The organism is Nocardia abscessus NBRC 100374, from assembly GCF_000308455.1.
Lineage (GTDB): Bacteria > Actinomycetota > Actinomycetes > Mycobacteriales > Mycobacteriaceae > Nocardia > Nocardia abscessus.
On the sequence record NZ_BAFP01000265.1, the window covers coordinates 24,526 to 44,657 of the forward strand.

General features: G+C 70.3%; 7 protein-coding genes and 1 pseudogene. All 8 read right to left on the bottom strand.

Annotated features, from left to right (window positions below; translation table 11 throughout):
• Nucleotides 1-92: 92 nt before the first annotated feature.
• Nucleotides 93-4,514 carry a non-ribosomal peptide synthetase gene (locus tag ON19_RS33245; protein WP_043701996.1) on the bottom strand — a complete coding sequence of 1,474 codons (4,422 nt, stop codon included), beginning with the start codon at nt 4,512-4,514 and terminating at the stop codon, nt 93-95.
• Between the two features lie 4 nt (nt 4,515-4,518).
• Nucleotides 4,519-9,504, bottom strand: coding sequence for a non-ribosomal peptide synthetase (locus ON19_RS33250; protein WP_051169555.1), 4,986 nt, complete (start codon nt 9,502-9,504; stop codon nt 4,519-4,521).
• Entirely contained in the window at nt 9,491-10,345 is an 855-nt protein-coding gene (locus ON19_RS33255) for a 3-hydroxyacyl-CoA dehydrogenase family protein (protein ID WP_043702000.1), read from the bottom strand. Before ON19_RS33255 ends, ON19_RS33250 begins: the two co-directional genes overlap by 14 nt.
• A pseudogene (locus tag ON19_RS44890) lies at nt 10,342-14,723 on the bottom strand (condensation domain-containing protein). Before ON19_RS44890 ends, ON19_RS33255 begins: the two are co-directional and overlap by 4 nt.
• Nucleotides 14,720-17,578: an amino acid adenylation domain-containing protein gene (locus ON19_RS44200; protein WP_169334247.1), complete on the bottom strand. Its 2,859-nt coding sequence runs from the start codon at nt 17,576-17,578 to the stop codon at nt 14,720-14,722. The pseudogene ON19_RS44890 and the gene ON19_RS44200 overlap by 4 nt, the downstream one beginning before the upstream one ends.
• Nucleotides 17,575-18,582, bottom strand: coding sequence for a 3-oxoacyl-ACP synthase (locus tag ON19_RS33275; RefSeq protein WP_227954827.1), 1,008 nt, complete (start codon nt 18,580-18,582; stop codon nt 17,575-17,577). Before ON19_RS33275 ends, ON19_RS44200 begins: the two co-directional genes overlap by 4 nt.
• A 5-nt stretch (nt 18,583-18,587) precedes the next feature.
• Nucleotides 18,588-19,718: an acyl-CoA dehydrogenase family protein gene (locus ON19_RS33280; RefSeq protein WP_083899823.1), complete on the bottom strand. Its 1,131-nt coding sequence runs from the start codon at nt 19,716-19,718 to the stop codon at nt 18,588-18,590.
• Nucleotides 19,715-19,999: an acyl carrier protein gene (locus ON19_RS33285; RefSeq protein WP_043702005.1), complete on the bottom strand. Its 285-nt coding sequence runs from the start codon at nt 19,997-19,999 to the stop codon at nt 19,715-19,717. Before ON19_RS33285 ends, ON19_RS33280 begins: the two co-directional genes overlap by 4 nt.
• Nucleotides 20,000-20,132 lie beyond the last annotated feature (133 nt).

Consider the following 20,132-nt stretch of genomic DNA (forward strand, 5'->3'; position numbering starts at 1 on the left):
TCCGGGCCTGGATATCGTTCGTTGTCCCCGGTTTCCCGTAACGAGCGGCCGCAATCAATCCGGATAGTCACGCGCGCCGCACGCGTCGGCGATCAAGCGGCCGGTGCGTCGATCTCGGTGTGCAACGACGTGATCGCGGAGTGCAGGCATTGTGCGAGCGCGGTGATCGTCGCGCGGTCCCACAGTGGCGCGGCATAGCGGATCTCGCCGTGGATGCCGGCCGGTTCGCCGCCGGTTCCGATGGCCTCTCGCAGCTGGATCAGCACCTCGAATTCGGCTCGTTGGGGCGGTGATTCGCGCAGCCGGACATCGAGGTCGCCGACGGTGCCCGTGACGGCGATATCGCGGAAGAAGGTCGTGACGATCTGCGGCAGTGGCCGGTCCGCTCCGGTGTGCCCGGCGATGGACCGCTCGAACGGATACCGCTTGTTCTCGTGTGCCTCCAGGACGCGGTCGCGGACCTGACCGATCAGTTGCCGAGCGGTCGGCGCGGCCGTGCGGTCGGTGCGGATCAGCACGATATCGGCCGCGCAGCCGAGCATCGTGTCGAGTTCGGCGCGATCACGCCCGCTCAGTGCCGTGCCGATGACCAGGTCGGGCCCGGCCCCCAGACGCTCGAACGCGCACACCAGAGCCGCGTGCAGGACGGTGTAGGTGGTCGCGCCGCACCGCCGGGCGGTATCCAGTAGACCGGCATGGGCGTCGGCATCGAGGGTGAAGGGCACGGCCGCCGCAGGATATCCGCCGCCGCCCGCCCGGGGGTGATCGACGGCCAGCGGCGGGATGTAGTCCAGTCCGGCCAGCGCGTCACGCCAGTAGCGGGCCGGTGCGGATCGGTCGTCGGCGCAATCGCCGGCGTCCTCGCGCAGCCATCGCGCGTAATCGGCGAACTGGACCGGGGGCGTCGGCCAGGCCGGCGCCGCGCCCACGGCGCGTGCCAGGTAGGCGAATCGGAGGTCGCGCAGCAGCAGCGCCAGCGATTCGGCGTCACCGGCGCAGTGATGCAGGACCACGAGCAGTACGTGGTGGTCGGGCGCCCGCCGGTACAGCCGCACCCGGATCGGCGCTTCGGTGAGCAGCTGGAAACCGCGCGCCGTCTCCTGCGCCAGCGACCGGTCCAGATCCTCGTCGTCGGTGATTTCGCGGTAGTCGACGGCATCCGGGTCGAATGCCGCGATCCGCTGCACCGGTCCGGCGGTAGCGAAAGGCAGTGTGGTGCGCAGTATCTCGTGTCTGCGCACCACATCGCAGACCGCCGCGTGCACGGCCGCGGCGTCGAGTGGACCGATCAGGTCCAGTGCGGCGGGCATCAGGTAGTCGGCCTCGTTCTCGCTCAGATAGTTGACCGTCCACAGCCGCTGCTGGGCCGGAGTGAGCGGAATCGTCTCGTCGGGCGGGCCAGGGTTTCCATCGCTTTCGCGGTAGGCGATCACCCCCTGCTCCCGGCCGGCGGTGCCGTGACCGGCGGTGGAGTCCTCACCGCGACCGGCGATGCGCCGTTCCAGCGCGGCGACGGTGGGTGCGTCGAGCAGATCGCGCAGGGCCACCACGACGCCGAGGGTCCGGCTCGCCGAGGCGGCGAGGCGGATGGCTGCCAGCGAATTCCCGCCGACCCGAAAGAAATCGTCCTCGATGCCCACTCGCTGCTGTCCGATGGCATCCGAGAACAGTCCGGCCAAAATCTGCTGGCGCGGCGTCCGCGGCGGATGCGCGGCCGGGGAGACGGGTACGGTCAGCGCCTTCCGGTCGATCTTGCCGTTGACGGTGAGCGGCAGCGCGGGAATCTGCACGATCGCGGCGGGTAGCAGATAGGCGGGCAGGATTCGGGCCAGCCGCGTCCGCATAGCCGCCGTATCGATCTGTTCGGTGGCGACCACGTGGGCGATCAAGGTCTTGCCCGCCGCCATCCGGTGTGCCGTGACGATCGCCGCGGTGACCCCGGGCATACCGCGGATCGCGTGTTCGATCTCACCGGGTTCCACCCGAATGCCGTTCACCTTGACCTGCCGGTCACTGCGGCCGAGGAATCGCAACAGGCCGTCGGCGCCCCAGCTGCCGTGATCGCCGGTGCGATACATCCGCGATCCCGGTGCGCCGAAGGGATTGGCGGTGAAAGCCGCCGCGGTCCGGCCCGGCATCCGGTGATATCCCCTGGCCAGCCCCGCGCCGGTCATGTAGATCTCGCCGACCATACCGGGCGGCACCGGGCGCAGCAGTGCGTCGAGGACGAGTACCTCGGTGTGGTCGACCGCGCGGCCTACCGGAATCGCCTCGCTGGGCAGCGGACCGGCCGGAATCGAATAGGCGGTGGCGTACGCGGTCGCCTCCACCGGCCCGTAGATGTTGACGATGGAGATGCCGGGCGCCGCCGCGCGCATGGCCCGCACCGTATCGGGAGCCAGGATGTCCCCGGCGCTCGACAGGGTGCGCAGCTCGGCGAGGCTCTCCGGGATGTCGTCGACCAGCACCTGGAACAGGCCGGCCGCCAGCAGCATCGCGGTGACCTGTCCCGCGCGCAGTACGTGGCGGAAATCCTCGGCGCCCAGCCGGTCCGGTGTCGCGATCACTGCGGTGTGGCCTTGCAACAGCGGCATCCACAGCTCCCACACCACCATGTCCCAGGCGTACGGCGAATGCATCAGCATCCGTGCGTATTCCGGGCCGGCGGCGATCCGGTCGATCGCGCGTGTCACCATCGCGCGGTGCGTGGCGAGCACGCCTTTCGGCGCGCCGGTCGAGCCCGAGGTGAACATCAGCCATGCGGCCGCGTCGGCGGGCACGGAGTCGGCCGGTGTCGTCAGGACCGGTCCGTCGGAACGCGCGACGGCACGCACCAGTGCGATGTCGTCGAGGACGAGTTCGGTGCCGGTGTGTGCCAGCACCCAGGCGACGCGATCGGGCGGATCCTGCTCGTGCAGCGGGACGCAGATCGCGCCGAGCCGCATGAGCGCCAGCGCCGCGACGACCATGTCCGGTGTGCGCGGCAGTCGCACACCGACCGGTGTGCCGAGGCGGACACCGTGCTGATGGGCGAGGTGGCAGGCGAATCGTTCGGCGTGGACCGCCAATTCGCGGTAGGTGATGTGCTCGCCCTCGTACCAGAGCGCGTGCCGTTCGGGGAAGCGGCGTGCGACCGACCGGAAGACCTCGGCGATACCCCGATCGGTGGCGCCTGTCGGATCCTGGTGGACGCTGGGCGACGCGGCGACGACCCGCGCGGGCGTAAGCCGACCGGCGGGGGTGTCGTCCGCGGCCGAGGCCACCTCGCTCATGGCCGACAGGAAGCGAGCGTGCAGACTAGCCAGAGAGGCGGCGTCGCATCGTGCGGCGGCGGTGTCCATCTCGATGCGCGGCGGTCCGTCACCGGCGTAGACGCCGATGCCGAAAGCCTCGGTGTGGCCGGTGGATTCCGGGTTCGGCGTGGCGTGCACGTCACCGAAACGGATGTCCGAGGGAATCGGCAGGATATTGAGCATCGGTCCGGTGATCCGGTGCTCACCGCCGGGGGACGTGCCGTCGGCGAGCAGGTCGAATCGCCGATAGTGCTGATGGCGTAGCACCGTGCGCAGCTCCGACTGCGCCGCCCTCGCGAGCGCGCCGATCGAGGCGGCGGGATCGACCTCGAGCCGTAGTCCGACGACATTCGAGGTCATGCCGAGCGCGCGCCGAGAGCGTTTGGCCGGCACCGGAAGTCCGAGGACCACGGTGCGCGCACCGGAGTCCGCGTGTAGCAGGAGTGCGGTGGTCGCGGCCAGCAGCGCGGGCCAGTCGACGCCGAATCGTTCTGCGGCGCATCCGAAGGCGCGCCAATCTTCGACGCGGGGACGGCCGGAGTGCCGGACGAAGCCGGACGAGCCCGCGACGACGGGCGGGTGGGCGAACATCGGGGCGTCGGGCAGCCCGGCCAGCCGACCGGACCAGAACGCGCGGTCGTCGCTGAAACGGCGCGAGGCGCGATACCGCAGATCCTCCGCTACGTATCCGGCGACGGTATCGGAGAACGGTGGCGTGGGTTCGCCGGCGAGCAACGCGGTATAGGCGCACGCCACGGCACGGATCAGGGCAAGCGACGCGGCGCCGTCGAAGACGATGTGGTGTGCTCGCAGACCCCATAGATAGCCCGCCGCGCCGACATCGAGCAGATGGTGGTCGAACAGCGGGGCGGCGTTCAGGTCGAAGCCGGTGGCCGCGGCGCGAAGATGGGCGAGCGCGGCGGCGACCGGATCGGGTTCGTCGCCGAAATAACCCCGGTGCAAGGGCCATCCGGTGCACGCCTCGACCACCTGTCGTGGCTCGGGGCCGTCGACGTCGAGCCGGACGCGCAGGGTCTCGGTGTCGGCGACGACACCGCGCAGCGCGCGTTCGAACAGGTCCGGATCGATGCGGCCGCGCAGGTGGACGTGGCCGCTGACGAGATAGCGCTGGTCGGGCCCGTACAGGGTGGTGTAGGCCCAGATTTCCTGCTGGGCGAGGGTCAGCGGCGGATCGGTCCGCCGACGCGGTGTCTGCGTCATGTCCTCACACTCCGTTCGCGCCCGCGCCGTCGGCGGGCGTGGTCGCGAGCAGTTCGAGTTCGGCTTCCAAACGGGTGACGGCCCGGCGCAGGAGATCGTCATCGATCAGATCGCGGTGCCAGTTCAATACCACCGTCAACTGTTCGCCCGGCCACACCGTCGCGGTCAGCGGAAACAACGTGATCTCTCGCGACCACAGATCGGTCAGGACCAGTTCGCCTACTGTGAGGGGGGTCGGCGCGATGTCGACCGGATACGACTCGAAGACCAGCAGGGTGTCGAAGTAGCCGCGCACGGGGACGCCCGTCGCGTCTTCGATCTCTGCCAGGCCCACATGGTGATGGTCGAGCAGTGCCGCCTGTTCGGCCTGCACGGCGCGCAATCGCGCACCGATCGAGCGGTCCCGGTGGCGGCGCACCCGCACCGGGACGGTGTTGATGAACGACCCCACCATGGTGTCGATGCCCGGAATACCCGCCGGCCGCCCGGAGACCACCGTGCCGAACAGGACGTCGTCGTTGCCGGTGAGATCGCCCAGCACGGATGCCCACACGTACTGCAGGACGGTGTTCAGCGTGACGCCGGACCCGGCGGCGAAGCGGGACAGCGCACCGGTCTGCTCGGCCGTCAGTGTCGTCACATGTTCGGCGTGCGACCGTGCGGGATCGCGCGGTGTGGCGCCGGGTGCGGCGACGAGGGTGGGAGTCGCGAGACCGTGCAGCGCATCCCGCCAGGCCACGGCGGCAGGCGCGTGGTCTCGAGCGGCTCGCCAGCGCAGGAAGACGGCGAAGCCGTCGTCTACGTCGTTCGGGGCGTCGGACCCGAGCGCGAAGGCGCCCAGCAGGTTACGCAACAGGATCGGTGCGGACCAGCCGTCGAGCAGGAGCCGATGGTTGGTCACCGACAGCATCCATCGGTGGTCCTCGACCCGGATGAGCAGGAACCGGATCAGCGGCGGTCTCCGCAGGTCGAACGAGCGCACCTGCTCCTCGGCCAGGATGTCGTCCAGATCCGTGCCGCGCTCGCGCAGGTCGACTTCCCGGACATCGATCGGTGCGGTCGCGGTGACGAGCTGACGCCATCGCCCGCCGCCGTCGCGGACGAAAGCGGCCCGCAGCGACGAGTGCCGGTCGACGACGTGCTGGGCGGCGGCGTGCAGCCGTGCGCGATCGGGGGTGCCGGTGCAGGTCAGCACCACCTGCAGGGTGTGCACCTCGACGGCGTCCGGATCGGCCGGTGCGAGCGCGGCGAACTTTTCCTGGATCGGCGTGAGCGCCCGGATGTCGCACAGCCGGCCGTAGCGGCGCTCCCAGCGGTCGATCTCGGACTGGCGTAGACCGGCCGGTGCGAAATCCGATGGTGTCCAACAACGCGCGGCGGGGTCGGCGGCGTGGCGTGCGAGAGTCCGCAGCGCTGTCTGGAACAGGTCGGCGAACGCGCGGACCCGGTCGTGTCCGATCAGGGTCTCGGGGAAGGAGAAGCCCGTCCTGAGCCGATCGCCTGCCACCACGGTGTCGATGGCGATGGACGCGTCCGCGGGCAGTCCGGAATCGACCGGAAGCGTGTTCGTGAGTGCCGCGGGCAGCCAGGGGCCGTTCGCCGCCCCTGACACCGCGCCCAGATAGGTGAAGGACAGCTGGGGTGTTCCGGTCGGCAGAGCGATGCCGCTGCCGAGGTAACGCAGCAGGCCGTAGCCTATCCCGGCGCCAGGAACCGAAAGTAATTGTTCTTTCACGGTTTTCACTGCGTCCGCGAGTGCGGGGCCGCCCGCGAGCGCGTCCGAGGCATCGATCCCGGCCAGGTCGATGCGGCACGGGTACGCGGCGGTGAACCAGCCGACGGTGCGGGAGAGATCGGCGCCGGGGGACTGGGCATCCCTGCCGTGCCCTTCCACCCGGATCGGGACCGCCGAGATGCGGTGGCCGCGCCACGCGACCATCGCCACGGCCACCGCGGTCAGCAGGATGGTGTTGGTGTCCGTGCCGTAGCGCGGCGGTAGCACCGTCACGACGGCCGATGTCGTCGCCTCGTCGAGTTCGACCGCGATGCGGCGCACCGTGGCGGACACGTCGACGCGCGGGTCCAGTGGACGATCGGTGAACAGCGGATCCGGCCCGCCCGCCAGTGTCCGCCACTGGTCGGCCTCGGCGTGCAGCTCCGCGCCGTCGGCCCGTTCGCGCAGCGTATGTGCCCACCGCCGCATGGAGGTGCCGCCGCCGGGCAGCCGGGGCGACCGCCCCGACTCCAGCTGGGCCCACGCGGCGACGAAGTCCGGTATCAGGATGCGCCACGAGACGCCGTCCACGGCGATGTGGTGGATCACGACGACGAGCCGCCCGCCGCGGTCTCCGTCGCCGCGATCGAGCCAGACGCACTGCAGCACGATGCCGTTCGCCGTGTCGAGGCGGCCGGTCGCGGACTCTGTCGCGCGGACGAGGATCGCCGCTTCTTCGGCATCGCCGGCGGCGGAGATGTCGATACGGGTGACAACCGCAGCGAAATCGAAGGATTCGGGAGGGTCGGCGAACATGCGCCACGCACCGCCCGCGTCACGGTACAACCGTGCGCGCAGCATGTCGTGGTGCGCGGCCACCGCACCGATCACCCGCCGCAGTGTGGTCGCGGAAATGCCGGCGGGTAGGTCGAGCACCATGTGCTGGGCGTAGCGGTCGAACCCCACGCCGCCGGATTCCGCGCGTTCGACGAGCGCGAGCACGGTCGGAGTGGGCGGCATTTCGCCGACGCCGCCGCCCGGAAGTTCGGCGAGGACGTCCTCGCCGGGCGCTCCGGTGGTGGCGACCGCGGCCAGTCCGGCGACCGTGCGCTGTTCGAAGACCTGCGTGGGGGTGAAGTGCACACCCCGCGCCTTCGCCCGGGAGACGAGCAGGATCGACATCACGCTGTCACCGCCGAGGGTGAAGAACGAGTCGTCGACACCCACTCGGTCTCGGCCGAGTACCTGCGCGAACACCTCGGCCACGGTCTGTTCCACCGGTGTGCCAGGCGCACGGTACGGCGTGTGCGCCGCCGCCGGCGCGGGCAGCGCCGCCCGGTCCACCTTGCCGGCCGCGGTGGTGGGGAACGCGTCGAGTACGACGATGGCGTCGGGGATCATGGCCGCGGGCAGTGTGCGGGACAGCTCCGTGCGCAGTGCGTCGGCGGTGCAGGCGGCCCCGGTAACCGGGACGACGTAGCCGAGCAGCCTGCCGTCGGGACGCAGCGCCGCGACCGCCTGGGCGACTGTCGCACACGCCGCCAGCGCCGCCTCGACCTCACCGAGTTCGATGCGCACGCCGTGCCGCTTGACCTGGAAATCCGCTCTGCCCAGGTATTCCAGCAGTTCGGTCGCCGCATTCCAGCGCACGATGTCGCCGGTGCGGTACAGCCTCGCGCCGGGATGGAAGGGGTCGGCGACGAAACGATCGGCGGTGCGCGCCGGATCGCCCTGATAGCACCGAGCCAGTTGCGTGCCCGCCAGATACAGTTCCCCTGGCAGGTCGTCGGGCACCGGTCGCAGCCGGGAGTCGAGTACGTACGCCCTGGTGTTCGACGCGAGCGCGCCGATCGGGATCGAAGCCGAATCCCGCGTGCTCACCGGATGTCCCGTGACAGCGCCGGTGGCCTCGGTGGGTCCGTACAGATTGTGCAGGCGCGCGGGTGTGGCCGCGCCGAACCGGTATGCCAGGGCGGGGGTGAGGGTTTCGCCGATGGTGAGCACGCGACGAACACAAGCCGGGAAGCCGGGGACCACGTTGAGGTGGTTGCTCAGTGTCGAGGGCACGAACTGAAGGGTCGTCACCGCGTGCGCGGCGATCACCCGGTCCAGTTCGGCGGGGTCGGTGTGCGCCGATGGCGACGCGATGGCCAGCGTCGCACCGATACTCGTGGGCCAGAACAATTCCCAGATGGAGACGTCGAAAGTGACCGGCGTCTTCTGCAGAACGGTGTCGGTCTCGTCGAGGCCGATGTGCTCGCTCATCCACGCCAGGTGATCCACCACTGCCGCGTGGGGCACCGCGACGCCTTTGGGCACACCGGTCGAGCCGGAGGTGAACATCAGGTAGGCGAGATCGGCGGGACGCAGTGGAGCGCGTCGCTCGGCATCGTCGATCGGTGTGCCGTCGCCGTCTTCGGCATCGGATTCGTCGAGGTAGTGAACGGGTGCCGCCTCGGTGGTGAAGCCGTCGCGCCGGGTGCTCAGCACCAGCACCGGCCCGGCCACCGCAATGATGCGCTCGAGCCGCTCGGCCGGGTGACCGGGTTCCAACGGCAAGTAGGCGCCGCCGGCCTTCAGCACCGCGTACACCGCGACGATGGCTTCCACCGAACGCGCCATCGCCACGCCCACCACCGTGTCGGGTGCTACGCCACGCCGGATGAGATCGCGCGCCAGTCGATTCGCGCGGGTGTCGAGTTCGCCGTAGGTGATCGACTCCGCGCCGGACCGCAGCGCGATCATGGCGGGCGCACGGCGTGCGTGCGACTCGAACCCGGTCAGTGTGGTGGCGTGCGGTTCGCGGTCACGTCTCGGCCCTCCGCGGCGCAGGATGCGCGCGCGTTCCTCGTCGGTGGTGAGGTCGACACGGGCGACGGTGGTGGCCGGTGCGGCGACCAGCCGGGTGAACAGCCTCGTGAACACGGGCAATTCGGCCTCGGGCAGGCCGATCCGCCAGCCGTCGTCGTGGTGGACGGCGGTCGGACACGCGCCATCGGCCACGCCGGGTGCGCGCTGCCGCAGCAGCGCACCGACCTGTGCCGTGACAGCGCGGAAGTTGTGCCCCGTCGGGACCTCCACGCGGATTTCGACGGCATCCGTACCGGATCGATAGCCGACGGTGACTTCGGGCGCGCCCGTGCGTCGATGCAGGTACACCGCCAGCCCGGCCAGCACGACCGCGGCTGTCCCGCCCCCGCTGCGCCGGGACAGCGGGCCGAGTCCCGGCGTCAATTCCAGCGCGCACGCGGGTGCGCTCGCCTCACGGGTAGGCATGGAATCCTCGTCCCGACTTGCGGCCCAGATGTCCGTCCCGGACCAGCGCCGCCAGTGAGTCCGGCACGCGGTAGCGGCCGTCGCCGGTAGCGCCCCGCAGGACCGCGAGAGTGTCGGCCACATTGTCGAGGCCGATCAGGTCCGCGGTGCGCAACGGCCCCATCCGATGCCCCAGGCAGCCTTCGAACAACGCGTCGACCGTTGCGGCGTCGGTGCCGGATTCGGTGATCGCGACGGCCTCGGCGATCGCCAGCATGAGTACCCGGTTGACGACGAATCCCGGGCCGTCGCCCACCACGATGCCGCGCTTGCCGAGTGCGCCGAGGAAGTCGAGTGCGATGGTCAGGGTGTCGGGCGCGGTCTGCGCCGTGGTGATCACCTCGACCGCCTCGGTCAGCGGCGCCGGATTCATGAAATGCAGTCCCAGCATCCGCTCCGGCCGGCCGGTGCGCGCGGCCAGATCCGCGATAGGGATGGCCGAGGTTCCCGAGGCGAACACGGCCGACGGCTGACACACCCGATCGAGTTCGGCGAATACGCCGTGCTTGAGTTGGACTCGCTCCGTGACCGATTCGATGACGAAGGTGGCATCGCCGAGATCCTCGACACGCTGCGACCACCGGATGCGCTCGATGATCTCGGCGACCTCGCCGGGGCGTGGGCCCCGTCCGAGCAGCACGCTCGAACGCAGCGACGCGCGGATACTCCGGCGCGCGCGCTCGGCGGCTGCGGGATCGGGGTCGATCACGATCACGGGCATGCCTGCCGCTGCCGCGCACTGGGCGATGCCAGCGCCCATCGTGCCCGCGCCGACCACGCCGACCTGGTGCTGTGCGGTCACGGGTGGATCTCCTGTTCCTGCTCGATGGACGATTCGACGCCCATCACGGTGTCGTGCACCGGCTCGTCCGGTCTGCGGCGCGCGGCCCTCAGCAGTGCGACGAGTTCGTCGGCCATGGTCTCGGCCGAAGACCGGTCGAACAGTTCGGTCGAGTAGTGCAGATGCAGCTGCGTCGGGTGCCGTGTCCACGAAAGGGCGAGTTCGGTGCTGGTGTCCGGTACCGGCGGCGTCGAATTCGGCCGATGGCCGAGGTAGCGCAGTGGCGGTGGGCCGGCGTCGGCCACCGAGACGGGCGGGTCGGCACGCAGCCCGCGCCATGTCGTGTCCGGCCGGATCGTCACGATGCCGCCGCTGCGCGTGCGCTCGGGCGAATCGGGCAGGCCGATGCGCAGCCGATCGCGACCGCTGTACCAGGTGAGCAGTACCGCGTACGTGTCGAACAGCGCGGCGTCGAACTGCTCGGCGCTCATTCCCGCGAGCTCGGCGGCACGCGAGATCGTTTCGTGGTGCTGGAGCGCGTCGCCGGTACGCGGACGATCGGTGGGGATCGCCGCCGCCGCGTCCGCGTCCCGTCGCGATCCGGAGATCAGTGCCTCGACCGGCGGGGCGCCGGTGTCGGCCACCATCGCCGTCAGGATCTCCAGGAAAGTGTTGCCGATCGCCGCTACGGTCTGCGGCGTGAACAGCTCGGTGCTGAATTCGAGGCATGCGCCGATGTCACGCGGTACGTCGTCGGTGTATTCGAAGGTCACCAGAGTGAGGTCGAATTTCGCGGTGCCGGTGGGAAGTCCGCCGAACTCGTTACCCGCCGAATGATCCAGGTCGAACAGTTCCGCCCCTGCCTCGTCGATGCGTTCCATCCGGGGCGTGACCTGGTGGATGTAGAGCACGTCGAAAAGCGGGGTCCGCGACAGGTCCCGCTGTCGCCCCAGCGCGTTGACCACGCGGTCGAACGGGATCTCCTGGTGCTCGAGCGCGCCGAAGACGATCGAGCGCACGCGGGACAGCAGATCCGATAACGCCGTGTCGTCGCTGAAGTCGGTGCGCAGCGCGACCGTGCTGTTGAAATAGCCGATCAGGTCCTGGAATTCGCGCCTGCCGCGTCCGGTGGTCGGCGTGCCGACGACGATGTCGCGCTGTCCGCTGTACCGCGCGAGGGTCAGATAGAACGCGCTGAGCAGGACGACGAACAGCGAGACCGACTCGCGGCCTGCCAGCGCCCGCAAGTCGGTGAGCAGCGCGGCCGGGATGGTGAACGGGTGCAGGTCCCCGACATAGGTTTTGCGGGCCGGCCGTGGGAAATCCGTGGGCAGCCGCAACAGTGGGGCATCGGCGAGTGCGTCACGCCAATAGTCGAGTTCGTGGTCGAGCGCCGAACTCGCCAGCAGCGTGCGATGCCAGGCCGCGTAGTCGCGGTAGCGGATGGGCAGTGACGGCAGACGGTGCGGGCGGCCCTCGCGCCGTGCGGTATAAAGTTCCGGCAGTTCGCGGCTCAGGATCACCGGCGTCGCGCCGTCGGTGACGGCGTGATGACAGGTCAGTTGCAGCACGTGGGTGTCCGGCCCCACGGTGATGACCAGGACCCGCAGCAGGGAGTCCTCGGCGAGATCGAACGGCTCCTTGGCGGCCGCGTGCACCAGCGCGCGGGCTGCCGCGAGCGGATCGGGTTCGGCTGAGACGTCGACACGGCGGAAGTAGTCATCGAGGCGGTCGCGGATGCGCAACACGCGGTCCCGTCCACTTCGGCGAAGTTGTACCGCAGGGTCTCGTGGCGCTGGACGAGATCGTCGAAGGTGCCGTGTAGCGCGTCCAAGTCGATCGGCCCCCGCAGCAGCTGAACGACCGGGTAGTTGTACAGCGTCGTCCGCGGATCGAACTGGTGGTGGAACCACATCCGCTCCTGCCCCGAGGACATGACCGGTTCGTCGTGCGCGACCAGCGCCGGAATCGGCGCGCGCGCGGCGCTGCCCGCAGGCCCGGCGGCGAGCAACTCCGCGAAATCGGCCAGACGCGGGCGCTCGTACACATCCAGCAGCTTCGGCCGGAAACCGTAGGCCTCCTCGATCCGGTCCACCAGCTGGACCGCGATCAGCGAATTGCCGCCCAGGGCGAAGTAATCGGCGTCCTCGGCGATCTCGTCATCGGTGTACAGCAAGTCCGCGAGGGTCTCGCGCAGCCAGCGCACCGGATCGGAGTGGTCGCGCGGTGCGGCGGACGCCGCGACAGGGGCTGTCGCTGGGACCGAGTCGCGAGGCAGGTCTACCCAGCAGCGGGATTCCCGCATCGGATGCCCTGGCAGACGCACCCGCCGGGCCCGCGCGGGCGCGACGACCGACCAGTCGAGGTCGACACCGTATTCGTACAGGCGGCCGAGCAGCTCGTCCAGGTCAGCGGTATCGGCTGTGGCGGCGACGATGTCCGCCTCGGGCACGGCATCGGCGACGAGAGCGGCCAGTCTGCCGTCCCGGCTCGGTTCCACGAACACCACCGGACCGTCGGCCATGAGCGTGCGCACCGCGTCGAGGAGCCGGTCGGAGTCGATCGTGGGCGGCGCATCGGCGAGCTCGGCCGCGTCGACCAGGTCGCGGGAGCCGAGCAGATACCGGGCGGCGAATCGTGAGGATCCCGCGCTGAGCAGCGCCGCGAGCGGGATCCCGCAGGCGGTGAGGCGCTCGTGGACCGCGATCTGCCCGGCCAGCACTGTCGCGGTCGTGCCCGTCGCGGGCAACTGGGCCGGCAGTGCGCTGGGCCGGGCCGTGGCGGCCGCCGTGGCAGCGACCGGGACGGCGTCGGGAGACAGCAGCAGCACCACGCGTGGTGCGGTCGGCGAGAGATGCTCGCCCACTGCGGCCTTGTCCAGCGCGTCGGCGAGTTGCGCGGTGCCGGAAGCGCTCACCGCGGCGCGGTACTCGTAGTGGTTGCGGCCGAGCGCGAGCGTCGCGGCCACCTCGTCCAGCGATGCGGTGGTGGTGCGCACCGCTTCGGCGAGCTGGGCGCACAGCTGGCTCAGCGCTTCGGGGCTGCGCGCCGAAACTCCGATCAGCCGGGCGCGATGTGACGGTGGGTCGGCCGGGACCGACGGAGCCTGCGACACCACGCAGTGCGCGATGCTGCCGCCCAGGCTGAACGAGCTGACTCCGGCGGCGCGGACCGTGGCGCCGGTCCATGGACGGGCTTCGGTGATCACTTCGATCCCGGCCGCCGCCAGGTCGAAGCCGCCGGTCGGACGGGCGAAGTGCAGGGACGGATACAGCTGTGCCCGTGACACGCTCAGCACCGCCTTGACCAGGCCCGCGATGCCCGAGGCGTGATCGAGATGACCGATATTCGTCTTCACCGAGCCGATGGGCAGGCCGGGACCGCCGCCGAAGACGGCCGTGATCGACTCCAGTTCCACCGCGTCACCGAGCCGGGTGCCCGACCCGTGGGTTTCGAGGTAGCCGGCCGTTCGCGGGTCGAGGCCGGCTGTCTGCCATGCCTTCTCGATCACGCCACGTTGGGCGGCGACGCTCGGGGTGCTGATGGCTGCAGCGGCCGCACCGTTGTGCCTGGTCGCGCTGCCGCGGATCACCGCGTGGATCGGAGCGCGGTCGGCCATTGCCCGGCCAACCGTGGTGAGCAGCAGTATCGCACCGCCCTCACCGTTGACCGTGCCGTCGGCGTCGGCGTCGAAGGCGCGGCAGGTACCGCTGGGCGACATGATCTCGGAGAACGTCCTACCGCCCCAGGACGGGGAGCCGTGCACCCGCACGATCACACCGCCTGCCAGCGCGTAGTCCGCGTCGCCGCCACGTAATTCGCGGCACGCCTGGTGCACCGCGACCAGCGCGCTGTTACATCCGCTGTCGATGCCGAAGCAGGCGCCCGTGAAACCGAACCGGTGCGCGATCCGCGCCGGACCGGCGAAGGTGGCGTTGCCCAGCAGGCTCAGTGGGCCCGGGTCCACCGCGGCGGAGTGATAACTGGACTGCGCGGCGCTGAGCGCGACGGCGGTGACCGACCGAGCCAGCTGAGCCGTGCTGTATCCGGCGTCCTCGATCGCGCGCTGGACCAGCACCAGAGCCAGCCGCTGCTGCGGATCGATGACGCACGCCTCCCGCCGGGAGAGGCCGAAGAAGCGGTAGTCGAATCCGTCGATCTCGGCGAGATGGCCCATCGGCAGGTAGGTGACGGTGTCGTCCAGGCCGGTGGCCGCGATGCGCTCGGGCGGCATCGGTCCCACCGAATCGCGCCCGGCGGCCAGGTTGGCCCGGAATTCGGCGAGGTCGGCGGCGTCCGGGAAACGCGCGCCGATACCGACGATCGCGATGTCGGTGTCGCGCGCGAAGGCGATGTCGGGGGTGCCGGGGTCCGGCAAGGTCGGCTCCTGGGAAGTCACAGCTCGAACGTTCGAGTGGAGACGGGTACGGAAGGCGTCGCGGACATGGCGGGCGCGACGCCGTCGGCGATCGCGGCGGCCTGGTCGCGCACGGTGCGCAGATCGAACAGCTGACCGACTCGCACCGCACCCGGACTGTGCTGCTCCATCAGTAGATGCAGCACGACCACCCGGTGCGAGTTGCCGCCGACGTCGAAGAAAGAGTCGTCGAGGTCGAAGTCGTCGTGTTCCAGCGCGGTGGACCACAACTCGGCGATCTCGCGCTGCCCGGATGTCCAGTCACCGCGCGGCGGTCCCGGCAGTGGCGGGTCGTCGGCGCGCGCCAGCAGGACGGATTCGTCGAGTTTGCCCGCCGCGGCGATCGGGATGGTGTCGATCGGCACGAAGCGGCTCGGTACCTCCATCGGCGACAGCCGTTCGGCGCAGTGCCGCGCCAGCTCGCGGCGGCCCGGTGGTGCGGTGTCGTCGGCGGGCACGACGAACGCGACGAGTTCGGCGATCTCGTCGCGACCGGTACGGATCACGGTCACCGCGTGCGCGACACCTGGGTGCGTTTCCAGCACCGCCTCCACCGCATGACGTTCCACCCGTGCGCCGCGGATCTGCACTTGTCCGTCGGCGCGACCGAGGTAGTCGATGTCTCCGGCGGCGGTGAGCCGCGCGAGATCACCGGTGCGATACATCCGCGCACCGGGTTCGGCGGCGAACGGGTCGGCGACGAAGCGAGTCGCGGTCAGTCCGGGATGGGCGGCGTAGCCGAGGGTGATCTGATCGCCGCCGAGATACAGTTCGCCGGTGCCGCCGTCGGTCACGGGGGTCAGCCGCGGTCCGAGCACCACCGCCGTGTTGCCCGGCAGCGGTTTGCCGATCGGCACCGTCCCGGTATCGGTGACGGTGTGCCACACGCAGGTCACGGTGGCTTCGGTAGGGCCGTACTCGTTCATCAGCAAGGTGTCCGGGAGCAGCTCGCGATGCCGGGCGGCCAGCGACTCCGGCAACGCCTCCCCGGCAAGGGCGACCACCGTCGGCGCGGCGGGCGCTGCGGCCAGCCATGGCAGCAACAGCCGGTAGTACGACGGTGTGGCGACGAGGTGGGTGACCCGAGTCCTGGCCGCCAGAGCGCCGACCGCCGCGGCGTCGGGCAGTTCCCGATGGGTCGGCACCACCACGGCGCCACCGCGGGTGAGCGCCCACGGAGCGAACAGCAATGCGGCGTCGGCCGTGAGCGGACAGGTCGACAGGGTGACCGATTCGCCGCCGGTGGACGGGTAATCGCGTGCGGAGATCATGGCGGCGAGATTGGCGCGGCTGACCACGACAGCCTTCGGCACGCCGGTCGATCCGGAGGTGGTGATCACGTAAGCGGGCGCTGTCACCGGCGCGGGCGCGGGCAACGGCCCGACCGGCCCGCTCGTACCGAGCGGCACCAGGGCCGGCCTGCCCGCGGCGGACGCGAGCAGGGCTTCCACCTCCTCGATCGAGGTCTGCGGCGCGGTTTCGTCGAACACCACAGCGGTGCACGGTATTTCGTCGACCAGCGCGCTGAGCCGTGTGCCCGGCCGCCCCGGTTCGACCAGGCACCACGCCGCACCGGCGCGCAGCGCGGCCAGCATCGCGACCACCGTCCGCGTGTCCTGCCGCAGATGACACAGCACCACCTCACCGGGACGTACCCCCGCACCGACCAGCCGAGCGGCGAGTTCCGCCGTCCTGTTGTCGAGTTCGCGATAGGTGAGGGCGTCGTCGCCGGAGATGAGCGCGATCCGGTCCGGGAACTGCGCGGCGCGGCGCAACAAGCCGCTCACCAGATCGCCCGGCGGTGTCGGCGCGTCGGCCGAACGCACGAGCACGTGGGCGGTGTTCGGCACCGCGGTTCGGCCGTCGTGGCCGAGCAGCACCCGCTCCGGGCCGGTTTCCAGCACGACGAATCCGGCGAAGCGCAGGGTGACGAGCATGACCCGATTCACCTCGCTCGGCACGAACTCCGCCACGCAGCGCGCGCCGCGTGCGCTCGCCCCGTCGATCAGATGCGCCAGCAGCGCGCCGCCGACCCCGCGTGACATCACCCGGCATGACATGAGCAGCAACAGCAGCACCGAATCGCCGCCACGGAACTCGGTGACCGTGAGCCCGATCGCGCCGTAGTCACCGAACCGGTCCCGCAGGGTCGCGATCAGCACTTCGTGCGTAGGCGAGGTGCTGAGCTCGCGCAACTGCTCGATATCGAAGGTACGGCCGGTCGTATTGAGCTGATGGGTCCGCACCGTCAGCTCATGAGCGCGTTCGAGATCCGCCTCGCGTGCCCGTCGCACGGTCATCACGAGCCCCAGACCGGTGAGGAATTCGGCGTCCGAACCGGCGAAGGACTGCTCGCTGGTGCGTCGAAGCGCCTCGGCGCGATAGCGATGCCTGCGCTCGCGCGCGTCCTGGGTGACCACCGCCGGGTTGAACTCCGCCAGATCGGGCAGGCCGGCCAGATCGTCGGCGTCGTAGCAGCGGACCTGCGGCAGCGCGGCCGCCACTTCGGCGCGTTCGACCGGATCGTTGTCGACGAAGGCGATGGCATCCAGCCCGATGTTCAACGTCTCCGCGATCCTGCGCACCGCGGCGGACTTAGGATCCCAGCCGATCTGCGTCGCGCAGAACATCTCCTCGAGCCCCTGCGCTGACAGATGTGCCAGCGCCGGTGCGGGCTCGCCGCGGCTCGCGATCGCGTGCATGATGCCGCGTTCATCGAGCAGCCGCAGCACCGTGCGGGCCGCCGGACGCGGGGCGGCGGCATCGCTCTCCAGCACCACACCGTCCCACAGGGTGTCATCCAGATCCCAGACCAGGCATTTCACGACTGCGTTCATGATGGCGTCCCTCCGGGATCGCGGTCCGGCAGCCGCCGCAGCAGGCTGGTGCTCCATGCCGCGACCGGGCTGCTGTTCAGTAGCAGAACGTGATCCCCCGGTGCACGGGTCCGTGCAGCGAGGTCGAGGTTGACCAGCATGTCCACCGATCCGAGGTGCCCGTATCCGGCGAGATTGCGGTGACAGACCGGATCGATGCCGATGCCGAGCGCCTCTTCCCAGAAGGCGAACGCACCGGCCGACAGATTCTGCATCAGGACCGAACTCAGATCGGCGAGACGTAATCCGTTGCGGGACAGCACCTCGGTATTCATCGCCGTGAGACGTTTGCGGCTCTCGACCGCGAGCCGGAAGCTGTAGGTGGCCTCGTCGGCGCAGGTCTCGCGCCACTCCCGCCGCGGCACATCGCGGTAGTCGATCCGGAAGAGGTCCGCGTAGCGTCCGTCACTGCGTACTTGATGGTCGACGAGCTGATACCGGCCGCCGCGACCGGTGCCGAGCAGCACAGCGGCGGCTCCGTCACCGAGGACCGTCATCGGCGCGCGATAGCGGAATCGCGTCGGCGCGGTCGCCGCCGCGACGAGGAGCACTGTGCGGCAGCGTTCGTCACCGCGCAGCAGCGCCGCCGCCAGCGTGAACGCGGCCGAGATGGAGACACATCCGAGCTCGCCGACTCCGGCGACGAACGCACGATCCGCGCCGAGGCGGTGCTGAAGACGCGTCGCTTCGGAGGCGAGCAAGTAGCGCGGTGCGCGTCCGCCGACGACAAGCAGTGCGTCGAGTTCGTCCGGCGCCAGCCCCGCGCGAACGAGCGCGTCGCGGGCCGCCTCGGTGGCGAGGTCGTGCTCGGTGTTCTCCTCGGCGCAGCGCACGGTGGCGATACCGAGCGACAGTGCGTGCGCGCGACGAGCAGGTTCGAGGTCCGACAGCTCGGCGAGATCGGGGATCGCGACGGCGGTTTCGGGAAACGCGGTCGACACCGGACCGAGGGTGATCGCAGGCATGGACGTCACCTCACCGCCGCGGCAGCGGATTCGGCGCGTGATCGACCGGCTGACCGCAGAACGAACTCACCCAGATCCTGTTCGGCGACCTCGCGGGCGCCTTCGATGATCTGCATGATCTTGGCGTCGCGGTAGAAGCGGCCCGCCCGGCTGTCGGGGGCACAGCCCGCGGCGCCCAGTATCTGCACCGCGCGCTCACTGGCGGCGGCGGCCGCTGCTGCTGCGGCGTACTTCGCCGCGATGGTGGTGAACTGCGCGGTCGGGTCGCGGTCGATGCGATGGTGGGCGGCGCGGGTGCACAGTGCCTGTGCCGCCTCCATGTCCACCCAGCCGCGCCCGAGCATTGCTCGCACCGAATTGTGGTCGGAAAGCCGCACCCCGCTCTGCGTCCGGTCGTGCGCGTGCGCCGCGGCATCGGTCAGGCACGTCCGCGCCATCCCGGTGCAGCCCCACGCGATCGTGTAGCGGCCGTGGTCCAGCGCGGTTGCCAGCACATGCGACAGGCCGAAACCCGGTCGGGCGATGATGTTCTCGGTCGGCACGCGGGCCTCGTCGAAGGTCAGATGGGCGATCCGCGCACCGCGCATACCCAGCTGACCGGTCAACGGTTCCACTTCGACGCCGGGCTGGTCGGTCTCCACCAGCGCGGCGACCGGACCGTCCTCGGACCCGCCCGCTATCAGCACGACATCGGCCAGCGCCCCGAAGGTGACCCACACCTTGCGGCCCGATACGCGGCGCTCGGGCCCCGAACCGGTGAACCGGGTGGTGATTCCGGAGAGGTCGCTGCCCGCTCCGGCCTCGGTCGCCGCCAGACCGGCGACCAGCTCACCACTGGTCAGCGCAGGCAGCCAGCGGGTGCGCTGCTCGGCCGTGCCCCAGCGGTCGACGGTCGCGGCGACCATGCCCTGCACCGTGAACAGCGAGCGCAGCGACGTGCAGACCGCGCCGAGTTCGGCGGCCACCCGGCCGGTGGCCAGCGCATCCGCCCCACGACCGCCGTAGCGTGTCGGTCGGTCCATGCCGAGTACGCCCGCCCGCGCGGCAGCCGTCACGGCTTCACGCGGCATTCCCGTGCTGTCCCATCCGGCCGCGGCCGGATCGGCCCAGTGCAGCAACGTGTCCAGCTCGCTCACCTGGTCGTGCCCATGTCGACGGTGCGCCCGCCTTTGCGAGTGACGAAGGCGGCGGCCCGCCGCGCGGTCCGGAAGTTGTCCAGATCCAGGTCTTCGATGTCGATCTCGAAGTCGAAAGTACGCTCCAGATAGGCGACGAGCTCCAGGGCACGCAGCGAATTCACCAGGCCCATCGCGAAATAGTCGTCATCGGGGGCGAGTTGCGTCGCCGTGACCACACTGAAATGCCGTACCAGCCGCTCCACCAGCTTCGCATCTGGTGGGGTGCCTTCGTCGCTCATCTGCCGCCTGTCCTCGCCCCGGATATCCGATCGAAAGCTACCGGGTGGACGTCGATCGCGAATGCCCCCAATTCGTCTGTCCCCGGTGCCTTGGGATTCGTCGATGGCGGTGCGGTCGGTATCAGAAAGCTTT